This window comes from Litorisediminivivens sp. KMU-197, from assembly GCF_056858395.1.
The window spans coordinates 388,041-402,526 of the sequence record NZ_JBXEQG010000003.1 but is presented as its reverse complement, the minus strand read 5'-3'; the positions used below and the strand labels follow the sequence as shown (position 1 = coordinate 402,526).

Sequence of the window (14,486 nt, the reverse complement as noted above, 5' to 3'; positions counted from 1 at the left end):
ACCGGTCCGGCAGAGCCTCGGATTGCCCGCATTGACTTTACAACCCCTCCGCCCCCATGTTCCGCCGCCAGAGCAGTTCGTCCGAGTCGAAAGGAAATTTCATGCCCGTCGTTGTTGTCGAATCTCCGGCCAAGGCCAAGACGATCAACAAATATCTCGGCCCGGATTACACCGTCCTTGCCTCCTATGGTCACGTCCGCGACCTGCCGCCGAAGGACGGTTCGGTCGATACCGACAACGAATTCGAGATGAAGTGGGAGGTCGGCAACGACAGCCGCAAGCACGTCAAGGCCATCGCCGATGCGCTGAAGGACGATAACGCCCTGATCCTCGCCACCGACCCCGACCGCGAGGGCGAAGCGATTTCTTGGCACCTTGAGGAAGCGCTCCGCAAACGCCGCGCCATCAAGAAGGACACGCCGGTCAGCCGCGTCGTGTTCAACGCCATCACCAAGGCCGCCGTCACCGAGGCGATGAAGAACCCACGGCAGGTGGATGCGCCGCTGGTCGAGGCCTACCTTGCCCGCCGCGCGCTGGATTACCTCGTGGGGTTCAACCTGTCCCCGGTGCTCTGGCGCAAGCTGCCCGGCGCGAAATCCGCCGGCCGGGTGCAATCGGTCTGCCTTCGGCTGATCGTCGAGCGCGAAATGGAGATCGAAGCCTTCAAGCCGCGCGAATACTGGTCGGTCAAGGCGCTGCTCTCCACCCCGCGCGGTCAGGAATACGAGGCCCGCCTGACCGTTCACGCCGGCAAGAAACTCGACAAATACGATCTGGAAAACGAAACCGCCGCCGAGCTGGCGGTTCAAGCCGTCACCTCGCGTGAGCTTATCGTGCAGTCGGTCGAGGCCAAGCCCGCCTCGCGCAACCCGTCGCCGCCCTTCATGACCTCGACGCTGCAGCAGGAAGCCAGCCGCAAGTTCGGCATGGGCGCGCGGCAGGCGATGAACGCGGCGCAGCGCCTCTATGAAGCCGGCCACATCACCTATATGCGGACCGACGGCATCGACATGGCGCCCGAGGCCGTGGATGGCACGCGCGCCGCGATCAAAGACCGCTACGGGGCCGACTTCGTCCCCGACAAGCCGCGCATCTACAAGAACAAGGCCAAGAACGCGCAGGAAGCGCACGAATGCATCCGGCCTACGGACATGACCAGGGACACCGAGTCGCTCAGGCTGACCGAAACCGACCAGCGCCGGCTGTACGACCTGATCTGGAAACGCACCATGGCCTGCCAAATGGAAAGCGCCCGGATGGAGCGCACCGTGGTCGAGATCGCCAGCAAGGACGGCCAGGTGGGGCTGCGCGCCAATGGCCAGCGGATCCTGTTCGAGGGCTTTTTGAAGGTCTACGAGGAAGGCCGGGATGACGTCGTCGAGGGCGACGACGATCGCATCCTCCCGCAGATCATGGAAGGCGAACCGGCGCATTTCGCCAAGTCGGGTTACAAGGCCGAGTTTGCCAAGGCCGAAAAGGGTGGCGCCGTCATGTCCGACAACCAGTCGGTACTGGCGCTGCAACACCACACCCAGCCGCCACCACGTTATACCGAAGCGACGCTGGTCAAGAAGATGGAGGAACTGGGCATCGGCCGTCCCTCGACCTACGCCAGCATCGTCACCACCATCCAGGACCGCGAATATGTCCGCAAAGAAGGCAACCGCCTGTTCCCCGAGGACAAGGGCCGGATCGTCACGATCTTTTTGCTGAACTTCTTCCGCAAGTACGTCGGCTATGAGTTCACCGCAGAACTTGAGGAAGAGCTCGACAAGGTCAGCGCCGGCGAGGCCGATTACAAGGCGCTGCTGGCGCGGTTCTGGCAGGATTTCAGCGCCGCCATCGCCGAGACCACCGAGCTGCGCATCGCGCAAGTGCTGGATGTGCTGGACGACGCGCTGTCGGATCAGCTTTATCCGCCGCGCGAGGATGGCTCCGATCCCCGGATCTGCCCGAAATGCGGCACCGGGCAGTTGCACCTGAAATCCTCGCGCACCGGCGGCTTCGTCGGTTGCGGCAACTATCCCGAATGCACTTATACCCGCCCCATCGCCGGCGAAGGCGCCGAGGGCGACGAACGCCTGCTGGGCGAAGATCAGGGCGACGAGATTTGGCTGAAAGCGGGTCGTTTCGGACCGTATGTTCAGCGCGGCGAACCGACGCCCGAGAACAAGAAGCCGCCGCGCGCTTCGCTGCCGCGCGGGTGGAACAAGGACGACATGGACCTCGACAAGGCGCTGACCCTGCTCAGCCTGCCTCGCGAGATCGGCGAACACCCCGAGGGCGGCACGATCAAGTCGAACTTCGGCCGCTTCGGGCCGTATATCATGCACCAGAAGCCCGACGAGGAAAAACCGGTATACGTGAACCTCAAGGACCCGGCGGACGTCTTCGAGATCGGCATGAACCGTGCGGTCGAGCTTTTGGCGGAAAAACGTGCAAACCCGGGGCGCGGACGCGGCGCCGCCGCCAAGCCCTTGCGTGAACTGGGTGAGCACCCGGATGGCGGACCGGTCAATGTCATGGAAGGCCGCTACGGGCCTTATGTAAAGTACGGAAAGGTCAACGCGACGCTGCCCAAGGGGACCGAGCCGGCGGATGTGACCATGGAAATGGCGGTCAAGCTGATCGAGGAAAAGGGCGGCGCGAAAAAGAAAAAGGCCGCCGCCAAGAAGCCCGCGGCGAAGAAAACCGCTGCCAAGAAAGCGCCGGCCAAGAAGACGGCTGCGAAAAAAGCTACCGCGAAAAAGGATTGACCGGACGGGGGCACCTGCCCCCGCCGATCCCTTGTGGCATTTCCGCACAGACATTCATGGTCAAGAATGTGTGAGTTTCCCCCAGCGTCAGCTTGGCGTATTGGAAGCGCATGGACTCCAGGCCGAAAGGAATACCCATGAGCCAACCGCCGATGACTCGCCGCCGCCTGCTTGCCACCACGGGTGCGATGTTGATGACACCTGCCATCCTGCGTGCCGAAACGGTGCAGGGCAGTGTGCGCAACAACATTTCGGCATTCGTGCATCAGGACTGGCGGGATCATTTCGATACCCTGGGCAAAGGCGCCATCGTCTGCGACACGCAATCGCGCGCGTTGCATTATTGGTCCGCGGATGGCAGCGATTACCGGGTCTATCCCACCTCGGTGCCAAAGACCGACAAATTGACCAAGCGCGGCTATACCCAGATCGTGCGCAAGAAGATCGGCCCAACCTGGACACCGACGCCCAGCCAACTGGAACGCTTCCCCGAGTGGGAGCCGGTTGCGGGCGGATCGCCGGACAATCCGCTGGGCACCCACGCGATGTACCTCGACTGGCCGGCCTATCTGATCCACGGCACGCATGACACGCGCAAGATCGGGCGCCGGTCTTCGGACGGCTGCATCGGGCTTTACAACGAGAAGATCGAAGAGCTCTACGCAATCACTCCGATCGGCACCCAGGTCCGGATGATCTGACAGCGGGTCGATCCGCCCCCGGTCAGGGGACGGATCGCCGCACGCTCAGGCCGCGACTTCGACTTTCGCCAGAGCCTCCAAGATCGCCGCCCAACCCTTTTCATGGTTGGCGCGGCTTTCTTCGTTTGGAAAGCGCACATGCGTCAGCGTCACATGCGTGGCGTTGCCATCCGGGGCAAAGTCCAGCGTCACCTCGCTGTCCGCTTCGGTCGAATGGCCGCTTTCCCATGTAAATACGATCCGCTCGTGCGGCTTGATTTCGCGGTACGTGCCGCGATGGGGCAGCTCCTGCCCACCTGCCAGCATGATGATCTCGAAACGCCCACCCTCACGCGGGTCGGTTTCGGCGCGCGGCACCGACATGTCCGGTCCGCCGGGCAACATGAAGCGCTTCAGCATTTCGGGGTCGAGCCAGGCATTGAACACCGCCTCTTGCGGGGCGGCAATGGTGCGCTCAACTTGCAGGGTCAGGTCCGTCATCGGTCTTTCCTTCCGTCATCAGGGTTTCCAAAGCGTCGAGACGCAGGTCCCAAATCGATCGCAGGTCGCGGAACCATCGGTCGACTTCGGCCAAAGGCTCCATCTGCACGTCAATCAAATGCTCCCGCCATTCCGTCCTGCGGCGCACCAGCCCTGCGTTCTCGAGCACCTTGATGTGTTTCGAGATCGCGTTGAGGCTCATGTCAAACCGGGCGTGAATGTCGCCGACCTTCAGCGGACCTTGCTGCGCCAGAAGCGTCAGTATGGCCCGCCGCGTCGGATCGCTTGCAGCTTTCAGGATGTTGTTCAGGGTGTCGTCTCGTTTAGCCATAAGGTTGAATAACGAGAGGCGCAGGTTAAATCAACCCTTTGGTGGAATGATCGCACGGGCGGCCTCTGGGCCCTCATGGATTGCTGCGGCGCGGCAATCGAATTGACTCTTTACGGCGCGTGACCCACAAATTGCGGCAATCACCATGAAGGGGAGATTTTCCATGAAGAAAGTCTATGGTTCGGCGTCCGAAGCGCTGGACGGACTGCTGAGCGACGGCATGCTGATCGCAGCCGGGGGCTTCGGGCTCTGCGGCATTCCGGAGTTGCTGATCGATGCATTGGTCGAGTCGGGCGTCAAGGATCTGACGGTGGCATCCAACAACGCGGGCGTGGATGGCTTCGGCCTCGGCAAGCTGCTCGAGACCAAGCAGATCAAGAAGATGATGTCCTCCTACGTCGGTGAGAACAAGGAGTTCATGCGCCAGTACCTTGGCGGTGAGCTTGAGTTGGAGTTCAACCCGCAGGGCACCTTGGCCGAACGTATGCGCGCCGGCGGATGCGGCATTCCTGGGTTCTATACCAAGACCGGCGTGGGCACCCAGATCGCCGAGGGCAAGAAAGTAAAGCAGTTCCGGGGCGAGGACTACATCCTGGAAGAGGGCATCTTTGCCGACCTGAGCATCGTCAAGGCATGGAAGGCCGACGACACCGGCAACCTCGTGTTCCGCAAGACCGCCCGCAACTTCAACCCGCCGGCGGCGATGTGCGGCAAGGTGTGCGTTGTCGAAGTCGAGGAGATCGTCGAGCGCGGCTCGCTTGACCCCGATCACATTCACCTGCCGGGGATTTACGTGCACCGGATCATTCAGGGGCAGCACGAAAAACGTATCGAACAGCGGACCGTCCGCAAGCGGGAGGATGCATAATGCCTTGGGATCGTAACCAGATGGCGGCACGCGCCGCCGAAGAGCTTGAAGACGGCATGTATGTCAACCTCGGCATCGGCATCCCGACGCTGGTGGCCAATTACGTGGGTGACAAGGACATCACGCTCCAGTCCGAGAACGGCATGCTGGGCATGGGCCCCTTCCCCTACGAGGGCGAGGAAGACCCGGACCTCATCAACGCCGGCAAGCAGACCATTACCGAGCTGGCGCGGACCTCCTATTTCGATTCGGCAACCTCCTTCGGCATGATCCGGGGCGGAAAGATCGCGGCAGCAATCCTCGGCGCGATGGAAGTGGCCGAAAACGGAGACCTGGCAAACTGGATGATTCCCGGCAAGCTGGTCAAGGGCATGGGCGGCGCGATGGACCTTGTCGCCGGCGTCGGCCGGGTCGTGGTGGTGATGGACCACACCAACAAGCATGGCGACTCGAAATTGCTGAAGGAATGCACCCTGCCGCTGACCGGCAAGGGTGTTGTCGACCGCATCATCACCAATCTCGGTGTCCTGGACGTTGTCGAGGGCGGCCTGAAAATCGTTGAATGCGCCGACGGCGTGACTGAGGACGAAGTGCGCGCCGCGACCGAAGCAACGATCGTCTGAACCTGAAACTTGAAAACGAAACAGGGCGCGGCTGATGTCGCGCCCGGTCGCATTCAGGGACGACCGATCCGCGGATCAGTTCATGGTTACGAAGACGCAGCCGTCTGAGATCAGCAACGGCGGTGTCATGCAAAGCCCCTGCGCCACGCCATAGGCCGCCAGCACCTTGGGCACGTAGTCGCGCGTTTCGGCGTAGGGCGGCACCCCGCCGTGCTTGCCGATGGAATTTTCGCCCGCGTTATACCCTGCCAGCACCAGCATCGGATCGCCGTCGAACTTGCGCACGAGAAAGTCCAAAAACTTGACGCCGCCGCGAATGTTGTCTTCGGCAACTGCCGCATCCACGACGCCGAAACGTTCGGCGGTGTCCGGCATCAGTTGCATCAGCCCCTGGGCACCGGTCGATGAAACCGCGTCCACCCGGCCTCCGCTTTCCACCGCCATCACCGCCAGTACCAGCGCCGGTGATACCTGTGTGCCGATGGTGGCCTTCAGGATCTGCACGCCACGCAGACTGGCAAGGTCCTGCAATTCGTCCAGCCTCGGCGTGGCCACGCGCTGGCCTGCGGGTGCGGCATTCAGAGCCGCGAGCGCCTCGCTCAGCCGGCCCGCGCTTCTGTCATCTTGGCTGGGCGAGATCGATTTCCAGAACCAGCCATACCGCGCAGTTGCCGGCCGGGCCTCGGGCACCTTGGAGTCAGGCTGAGTGACGGGCGCACGTGGCGCTGGTGCCGTGATCTGTACGAGGATACGTTTGGTTGTTCCTGCCTTGGGCGGTTTTACCCTGCGCGGCTGGAAATCCTTGAACGGCGGGGGCGTGGGTGTCTCTGCCTCGGCGGGCACCATGCCCAGACAGACAAGGACCGCCACGGTCCTGGCAATCGTTTTCATGTCTTTAACCTGCTCAGCCTCGTTGCGGGCGTTGTTATTGTCGTCAGTTTCGCAAAGAACCTGCCATGACGCTAGTTTTGTCGAAATCAAAAGCGGCATAAGCGCCATATTTGCAGGCCTCGGCCGCTTCTCCATCGCGACGGAAAAACCTGATTAACTAAAAATTCCTTTCTGAACATACAGTTAACTAGATTTTCGCAGTTGGGCGCAGAGAAATTTAAAATCGCGCGATTGCTGCCAAACTGCCGCCCCAATCCGCTGGCTTATTTGCGTCGTACCAAGTCGGACAGACCTGAGGTGAGAGGCAGGTCAGATCACCCCGGCAAGGTTAACGAAACGCAAATTGACCTACGGAGACCAAGACCATGACCAAATTCATCAAAAACTTCCGCAAAGACGAAGACGGTGCCGTGACTGTTGACTGGGTGGTGCTCTGTGCCGCCATCGTCGGCCTGGCCATCGCAGCATACGGCTCGATCGAGACCCAGACCGCCGCGCTGTACGGCAAAGCCGCAGCCGACGTCCAGGGCGAACTGGCGAAGTAATCGTCTGACTGTCTGACGATGAAGGCCTTCGCCACCGCACCCCCTGCACGGGCGAAGGCTTGATCCCACAAACACTGGCCACCCGGCCACACGAGGACAATGACCATGACCAAATTCATCAAAAACTTCCGCAAGGACGAAGACGGTGCCGTGACTGTTGACTGGGTGGTGCTCTGTGCCGCTATCGTCGGCCTGGCCATCGCAGCATACGGCTCGATCGAGACCCAGACCGCCGCGCTGTACGGCAAAGCCGCAGCCGACGTCCAGGGCGAACTGGCGAAGTAATCGCCTGAGCGATTTCCCGGCAGATGCGCGCGAAGACGCGCGACTGCCGGGTCTACCCTGCCATCAAGGCCTGCCGCCGAGCCTGGCGGCTTTTTAATGACAGGGCCACGACACAGGGCGTGACACCGGGCCAAGCCCAGCCACGCGCGTCCCCCGGACCAGACTGGGGAGGTCAGTAAGGGTTGCCATTTACGCAGGCCAGGTCCGGCCGGTGTATCGAGAGTTCAGGAGACACGTACCAATGACCAAGAAACTCACGTCCTTTTTTACCAGCGAAGACGGTGCCGTCACTGTCGACTGGGTGGTGCTTTGCGCAGCCATCGTCGGCCTTGCCGCTGTCGCCTATCTCTCTATCGAAGAACAGGCACTGCTGTTGCGCGACAAAGCCGCTGCCGACATTCAGGCGGAACTCTCCAAGTAAGCCGCGCGGACAACTCGGCGCTCGCCGCAGCAGCCAGAGACCTTCGCGTCTGCCGCCATCGGGCGGCCTACGCACGAGCACCCTTCCGGAACAGGACATGACCGAGGGCACGCTCTTCCTACAAATCACCATGAATAATCCTAGCCTGCCGCCACGCTGCCCGGGGTCTGGCTAAGTTTGACCACAATTTTCCGGCATAACGACCGGGAAGAGCAGTAAGGAAAGGGGCAGGTTATGCGATTGATATTCGGATTGGTGTTGATAATTGGCATCGGACTGGCAGGTTTTGCCGTCCACATGGCCAACGGCTACGTCACGTCCTACCAGGTCGCGCTGGCAGAGGCCCAAGAGGCCGAGCCCGTTGCAACCGTCGACGTCTACGTCGCGACCGAACGGCTGGACTACGGCGACAAGCTTCTCGCCGACTCGGTGCGGGTGGTGCAATTCCCCAGAGCGTCGGTCCCGGACGGCACGTTCCTCGCCTCAGGCGGAGCGGCCCCCTACTACAAACCCTGGGAAGAGCTCGATGAACTTACCCAGAAAACGCTGAAGAAGGCCGCGACCGACGAATTCGATCCGGAAGTAGAGGGCCTGCGCGTAACCGACATCCCCGATCTTTTTCCGGAGACCGGTGACGAACGGTATGTCCTGCGCGCCATCGAGAAGGGCGAAGCCATTGTCGCCGCCCGTGTCACCGAGCCCGGCCAGGACGCCGGCATCACCTCTCGCCTTGGACGCGGCATGCGCGCCTTCGCGATCAAGGTCGACGTGGCATCCGGCGTCTCGGGTTTCCTGCGTCCCAGCGATCGCGTCGATGTGTACTGGACCGGTCGGGTCGAGAAGATGGTCGACGAATACACCCGCGGCAATTCCACCGATGTCACCAAGCTGATCGAGACCGGCGTCAAGCTGATCGCCATCGACCAGCAGGCCTATGGCGACAAGAATTCGGCCACCATCGCGCGGACAGTGACAGTGTCGGTCCGTCCCGAACAGGTTGCGGCTCTGGCACAGGCGCAATCCACCGGCCGGCTTTCACTGGCGCTTGTCGGCAACGGCGACACCAGCGAGGTGGGCCCGGTCGAGGTTGACCAGATGAGCCTGCTGGGCCTCGAAGCGCCCGAGGTGCAGGAGGTCGTGGAAGTCGAGAAGGAGCAGGTCTGCACCATCCGCACCCGCAAAGGTGGAGAGGCCGTGGAGATTCCCATCCCCTGCACCAACTGATCCGCCAAGCCCAATATCGGGTAGGTCTCAAGCCTGAAAACGCCGCATCTCGTATTGCGGCGTTTTGTTTTTAAACGGCTGTTGCGAGATACCCACATAAAGTCTGCGGCCGAACCCTTTGATTCTTGCAAAAAATCAGGTTTTCCCGCAAGGTGACGTCAAATGCAGACGCAAGATCTGCGAAATGAGGCGTGATCGGAAAGGCAGGTCACATGAAATTCAAGTCATTCCTTCGGGCCGCCCTCATGGGCGTTGTCCTGACAAGTGGTTCATTTGCGACCAGCAGCTTTGCCGAGACACTGACGGTTGTGCGGCAAGGCACCTCGTCGAAGCTGTCGGTGCCGATCAACCGCGCGGTGGTGGTGGAAAGCGATATTCCCTTTGCGGAACTCAGCATCGCCAACCCGGCGATCGCCGACATATCGTCTCTGTCGGATCGGACGATCTACGTGCTGGGCAAGGGAACGGGCACCACGACCCTGACCCTGCTGGACGCGTCCGGGCGCCTGATCACCAATGTCGACGTGCACGTCACATTCGACCTGACAGAATTCAAAGAGCGCCTGCGGCAGATCATGCCGGGCGAAAAGATCGAGGTGCGCAGCGCCGATGACGGCATCGTGCTGTCGGGCGTCGCCTCGTCGACGCAGAAAATGCAGCGCGCCCTTGACCTGGCACAGCGTTACGCGCCCGAAAGGGTGTCCAACCTGATGAGCGTCGGCGGAGTGCAGCAGGTGATGCTCAAGGTCCGCTTCGCGGAAATGTCGCGGACGGTTTCGAAGAAGCTGGCCTCGTCGCTGGCCCTCGGTGGTGACATCTTCGGCGGTGACGCCGGTATCCAGCTGGGCAGCGGGGCGGCTGTCGGCAGCACGGCGCAAGGATCGATCCTGGGCGGCGGTCTTCCCGGAGGCGAAAGTGAAATTGCCGCTGCGCTCGGCTTCAACCTCGGCGCGGTCGAGGTGGCGCTGCTGCTGGAGGCTCTGGAGAGCAAGGGCATGGTCCGGATGCTGGCCGAGCCCAACCTGACCGCGCTTTCGGGCCAAGAGGCAAACTTCCTGGCCGGTGGCGAATATCCGGTGCCGATCGGAACCGGCAACGACTCGATCACAGTCGAGTTCAAGCCTTTCGGGATCGAGCTCAGCTTTATCCCGCGCGTCGTCGACGGTGACCTGATCAACCTTGAACTCAAGACCGCGGTGTCGGCGATTGATCCGACAAACGGGTTTCTTTTCAATGACTTCCAGCTGGACGCCTTTACCCGGCGCGAGGCCTCGACCACGGTCGAGATGCGCGACGGTGAGAGCTTTGCAATCGCCGGCCTGCTGAAGGACGACTTTCAGGACCTCAATGGTCAGGTCCCGTGGCTGGGCGACGTGCCCGTCCTCGGCGCATTGTTCCGCTCGGCCGAGTATCAGCGCGAGCAGTCCGAGCTGGTGATCATCGTCACCCCGCACCTGGTCACACCGACACGTGGCGAGGCGCTGGCGCTGCCCACCGATCGGGTGCGTCCGCCGTCCGAGAAAGACCTCTTCCTCCATGGCCGCGTGGCCAGCGACACGGCACGTTCAAAAGGACCCGTTGCCGAAGTCGCCAAGCAGGATTTCAGCGGGTCCTATGGCTATGTGATGGATTGATCGAATGCAGCAGCCGCGCTTGACATATCTCTTCGCCACGGCCGCCGTGATCGGCGTCCTGGCGGGATGTTCGCCCAACCGAGGACCGGTCCAAGGCTCGTTCTTTCGTGAATCCGGCGCCTTGATCGACGCTGGCAACTTCGGCACGGCGACGCTGAACAACCAGGCCTACATGACCGGCGAAAAGCAGTGGGTCTACAACATGGCCCAGCGCTTCGCCGAAGAGGTTCTGACCACGGTCAATTTCGCCTTCAACTCGGCCGAACTTGACGCTGGCGCGCGCGACACGCTGCGTGAACAGGCCGCCTGGATCAAACGCTTCCCCGAGGTGCGGTTCCGGGTCTACGGCCATGCCGACAAGGTCGGTTCCGCCGCCTACAACCGCGCACTTGGACAGCGCCGCGCCAATGCGGTGGTCCATTACCTCGTATCGCACGGCATCTCGCGGTCGCGGCTCGAGGCGGTTGTCAGCTTCGGCGAAACCCAGCCGCTGATCGTGACCGAAGGCCGTGAGCGTCGCAATCGCAGGACCGTGACCGAAGTCATCGGCTTCGTGGCAGGACATCCGCAGCTGATGGACGGAAATTATGCCGCCGTCGTTTACCGCGAATACCTGGTATCCGGCGCACCCGCATCCACCCTGACCACCGGCATCTCGTCGGGTGAGCAGACCTCTACCGGCGACGGCGCCGAGTAGAAACAACCTCGTAACCGGCAGGCAAAGGGGACGGCATCACCGTCCCCTTTTTCGTTTCAGCGTCCAGTAACCAATTCCCCCCGGCATCGCCGTATTGTCGCGAATCCGCGAAAAGACGGTTTTTTGGCCGCAATGTCGCCTGAATTTTTTAGCACTTTCCCAGTAGTGAGTTGCGTCTCAGGGTGTCCATCACCCTGGCGGCGCGATCCCGGAGGACAGGTGGGGATAGCTGGCACGAGCAGAAGCCAGACCTTGCGGAACGTTTTCCCGGGAAAGCTTGGTAGAGGATGTAAGGCCATGACCGACGAGACCGCGCTTGAGATGGAGATACCCCCGATTGTCGCCTGCACCATCAGTCGCAATGTGCAGGACTTCGAGCTTCTGATCGAAGACATGGAGACCGCGCTCGGCGAGCAGTGGGGCGATCTCGGTTTCGAAGAAGCGATCCCCTTCTTCAGTCAGGAAGATGCAAGGTCACTTGAATTTGTCGCCATTGCCATGGACGCCGAGGACGAAGCGGATCTGCCTCTTCTGGCCGACATCATCGCCGCCGCGAGCGCTCAGGGTATCAAAACCATCCTGATTACCGAAGACGTCTCGCCGGCGGCCCTGCATCACCTGATGCGCAAGGGTGCTGATGAGTTCGTCCCCTACCCGCTTCCCGAAGCTGAGCTGCAGTTCGCCATTGACCGTGTCCGCGCCCCTGCCCCCGCGCCCGAGGTCGTCCAGACGTCGGAAACAGAAGAAGACGCAGCGGACCAGCCTGGCGAAAAGAAGGTCAAGCTGAAGAAGGGCGCGCCCCGCGATGGCGTGCTGATCGGCGTACACGGGCTGGCCGGCGGCGTCGGATCGACCACATTCGCCACCAACCTTGCCTGGGAACTGGCCAATATCTCCAAGTCGGACGCCCCGAAGGTCTGCCTTGTGGACCTCGACCTGCAGACCGGGTCGGTCGCGACCTACCTCGACCTGCCCCGCCGCGAGGCGGTCTATGAATTGCTGTCGGACATCGAAAACATGGACGCCGACAGCTTCAGCCAGGCCCTGATCGACTTTGAGGAAAAGATGCAGGTGCTGACCGCGCCGGCCGACATGCTGCCGCTGGACCTGTTGCCGCCGGGTGATATCGAGAAGCTGCTGAATACCGCGACCGAGCACTTCGACTATGTCATCGTCGACATGCCCAAAACGCTGGTGCAGTGGTCGGAAACGGTGCTGACCATGGCACATGTCTACTTCTCGATGCTGGAAATCGACATGCGGTCCGCACAGAACGCGCTGCGCATGAAGCGGGCGCTTCAGTCCGAAGACCTGCCCTTCGAAAAGCTGCGGTTCCTGCTGAACCGCGCCCCGAAATTCACCGACCTGACCGGCAAGAGCCGGGTCAAGCGCATGGCCGAGAGCCTCGGCATCGCCATCGACGTGCATTTCCCCGACGGCGGAAAGGCAATCACCCAGGCCTGTGATCACGGCCTGCCCTTGGCGACGGCCGCGTCGAAAAACCCGCTGCGCCGCGAGATCGCCAAGCTGGCCAAGTCACTGCACGAGATCGGCAAAGACGACGCCGAAGCTGCCTGAGGATAGACACCAATGTTTTCCAAATATCGCAAGCCTGCCGCCAGCCCCACCCAGGCCAAGCCCGACAACGTCACCAAATTGCCGGAGACCGAAGCACCGGCCAAACCGGTGTCGATGCGTCGTCCGGTGGTGAAGACGCAGGCCGCGCGCCCCGAGGCTTCCGACAAGGAACAGAAGCGCAAGGAGCGGATGGGCGAGTTGAAGCTCGAGCTGCACCGCTCGCTTCTCGACAACCTGAACCTTGCTGCCCTGGAAAACGCGACAGAGAATGACCTGAAGGCCGAGATCAGCGACATCAGCCAGGAGTTCCTCAACGAAAAGGGCGTCGTCCTCAACCGCGACGACCGCGCGACCCTGATCCAGGAGCTTTACAATGAAGTGAAGGGCCTCGGCCCGCTTGAGCCGCTTTTGCAGGACGACACGGTCAACGACATCCTCGTCAACGGCCCGCAACAGGTGTTTGTCGAGCGCAACGGCAAGCTGACGCTGTCGGATGTGACCTTCAAGGACGAAAAGCACCTGCTGCGGATCATCGACAAGATCGTCTCTGCCGTTGGTCGCCGGGTCGACGAATCGAACCCCTACGTCGACGCCCGCCTCGCCGATGGCTCGCGTTTCAACGCGATGGTGCCGCCGATTGCGGTCGACGGCAGCCTCGTCTCCATTCGTAAGTTCAAGAAAGAGAAGCTGGCGGTCGACGACCTGGTCAGCTTCGGCGCTTTCACCGAAGAGATGGCTGCCTATCTCCAGGCCGCTGTCGCCTGCCGGCTGAACGTCATCGTCTCGGGCGGTACGGGTTCGGGCAAGACAACCACGCTCAACGCCCTGTCGTCCTTCATCGACGACAGCGAGCGTATCCTGACGATCGAGGATACGGCGGAACTGCAGCTGCAACAGACCCACGTGGGCCGGATGGAAAGCCGCCCGCCCAACGTCGAGGGCAAGGGCGCGGTCAGCCAGCGCGACTGTCTGAGAAACGCGCTCCGGATGCGTCCCGACCGCATCATCGTCGGCGAGACGCGCGGCGAAGAGGTCATCGACATGCTGCAGGCCATGAACACAGGCCACGACGGTTCGATGACGACGATCCACGCCAACAGCGCCCGCGACGGGGTTTCCCGCCTGGAAAACATGATCGCCATGGCCGGGATCGAGATGCCGATCAAGGCGGTGCGCTCCCAGATCTCAAGCGCTGTCAATCTTATCGTGCAGGCCAGCCGCCTGCAGGACGGCTCGCGCCGCATGGTCTCGATCACCGAGGTGACGGGCATGGAGGGCGAGGTCATCTCGATGCAGGAGGTCTTCCGCTATCAGCGCGTCGGCCTCACCCCCGACAACAAGATCGTCGGCCATTTCACCGCCACGGGTGTCCGCAGCCACTATTCCGAGCGTTTCAAGCTCTGGGGCTACGATCTGCCAGCGGCCATCTTTGAACCCTTCGCTGCGGAGTAG

General features: G+C 61.8%; 15 protein-coding genes. 12 read left to right on the top strand and 3 right to left on the bottom strand.

What is annotated here, in order from left to right; genetic code table 11:
* Nucleotides 1-101: 101 nt before the first annotated feature.
* Both topA and AC04PT_RS09850 read left to right on the top strand, forming a co-directional pair.
* Nucleotides 102-2,756, top strand: coding sequence for a type I DNA topoisomerase (topA, locus tag AC04PT_RS09855; protein WP_482873482.1), 2,655 nt, complete (start codon nt 102-104; stop codon nt 2,754-2,756).
* 137 nt (nt 2,757-2,893) lie between these two features.
* The gene (locus tag AC04PT_RS09850; protein WP_482873480.1) at nt 2,894-3,457 is read left to right on the top strand and encodes a L,D-transpeptidase; all 564 of its coding nucleotides are present in this window, start codon (nt 2,894-2,896) and stop codon (nt 3,455-3,457) included.
* Nucleotides 3,458-3,502: 45 nt separating this feature from the next.
* On the opposite strand, the gene AC04PT_RS09845 is transcribed toward AC04PT_RS09850, so the two are convergent.
* Nucleotides 3,503-3,937 (bottom strand): SRPBCC family protein, encoded by a 435-nt coding sequence (locus tag AC04PT_RS09845; protein ID WP_482873478.1) that lies wholly within the window; start codon nt 3,935-3,937, stop codon nt 3,503-3,505.
* Nucleotides 3,912-4,268, bottom strand: a complete 357-nt coding sequence (locus AC04PT_RS09840; RefSeq protein WP_482873476.1) for an ArsR/SmtB family transcription factor — start codon at nt 4,266-4,268, stop codon at nt 3,912-3,914. Before AC04PT_RS09840 ends, AC04PT_RS09845 begins: the two co-directional genes overlap by 26 nt.
* A gap of 163 nt (nt 4,269-4,431) precedes the next feature.
* Between AC04PT_RS09840 and AC04PT_RS09835 the strand changes: the two genes are divergently transcribed.
* Nucleotides 4,432-5,136, top strand: a complete 705-nt coding sequence (locus AC04PT_RS09835) for a CoA transferase subunit A (RefSeq protein WP_482873475.1) — start codon at nt 4,432-4,434, stop codon at nt 5,134-5,136.
* Complete coding sequence (locus AC04PT_RS09830; protein ID WP_482873473.1) at nt 5,136-5,759, top strand: 3-oxoacid CoA-transferase subunit B; 624 nt, start codon at nt 5,136-5,138, stop codon at nt 5,757-5,759. Before AC04PT_RS09835 ends, AC04PT_RS09830 begins: the two co-directional genes overlap by 1 nt.
* A 75-nt stretch (nt 5,760-5,834) precedes the next feature.
* On the opposite strand, the gene AC04PT_RS09825 is transcribed toward AC04PT_RS09830, so the two are convergent.
* Entirely contained in the window at nt 5,835-6,650 is an 816-nt protein-coding gene (locus AC04PT_RS09825) for a lytic transglycosylase domain-containing protein (RefSeq protein ID WP_482873471.1), read from the bottom strand.
* Between the two features lie 365 nt (nt 6,651-7,015).
* Between AC04PT_RS09825 and AC04PT_RS09820 the strand changes: the two genes are divergently transcribed.
* From AC04PT_RS09820 to AC04PT_RS09785, 8 genes are all read left to right on the top strand, one after another.
* Nucleotides 7,016-7,195: a Flp family type IVb pilin gene (locus AC04PT_RS09820; protein ID WP_482873470.1), complete on the top strand. Its 180-nt coding sequence runs from the start codon at nt 7,016-7,018 to the stop codon at nt 7,193-7,195.
* A gap of 105 nt (nt 7,196-7,300) precedes the next feature.
* Complete coding sequence (locus AC04PT_RS09815) at nt 7,301-7,480, top strand: Flp family type IVb pilin (RefSeq protein WP_482873470.1); 180 nt, start codon at nt 7,301-7,303, stop codon at nt 7,478-7,480.
* Nucleotides 7,481-7,721: 241 nt separating this feature from the next.
* Nucleotides 7,722-7,901: a hypothetical protein gene (locus AC04PT_RS09810; protein WP_482873469.1), complete on the top strand. Its 180-nt coding sequence runs from the start codon at nt 7,722-7,724 to the stop codon at nt 7,899-7,901.
* A gap of 234 nt (nt 7,902-8,135) precedes the next feature.
* On the top strand, nt 8,136-9,125 hold the full coding sequence (cpaB, locus tag AC04PT_RS09805) for a Flp pilus assembly protein CpaB (RefSeq protein ID WP_482873467.1): 990 nt from the start codon (nt 8,136-8,138) through the stop codon (nt 9,123-9,125).
* A gap of 212 nt (nt 9,126-9,337) precedes the next feature.
* Complete coding sequence (locus tag AC04PT_RS09800) at nt 9,338-10,759, top strand: type II and III secretion system protein family protein (protein ID WP_482873466.1); 1,422 nt, start codon at nt 9,338-9,340, stop codon at nt 10,757-10,759.
* Nucleotides 10,760-10,763: 4 nt separating this feature from the next.
* Nucleotides 10,764-11,456 (top strand): OmpA family protein, encoded by a 693-nt coding sequence (locus AC04PT_RS09795; protein WP_482873465.1) that lies wholly within the window; start codon nt 10,764-10,766, stop codon nt 11,454-11,456.
* A 297-nt stretch (nt 11,457-11,753) separates the two neighbouring features.
* Nucleotides 11,754-13,034, top strand: a complete 1,281-nt coding sequence (locus AC04PT_RS09790) for a CpaE/TadZ family protein (RefSeq protein ID WP_482873464.1) — start codon at nt 11,754-11,756, stop codon at nt 13,032-13,034.
* A gap of 12 nt (nt 13,035-13,046) precedes the next feature.
* Complete coding sequence (locus AC04PT_RS09785) at nt 13,047-14,486, top strand: TadA family conjugal transfer-associated ATPase (RefSeq protein WP_482873463.1); 1,440 nt, start codon at nt 13,047-13,049, stop codon at nt 14,484-14,486.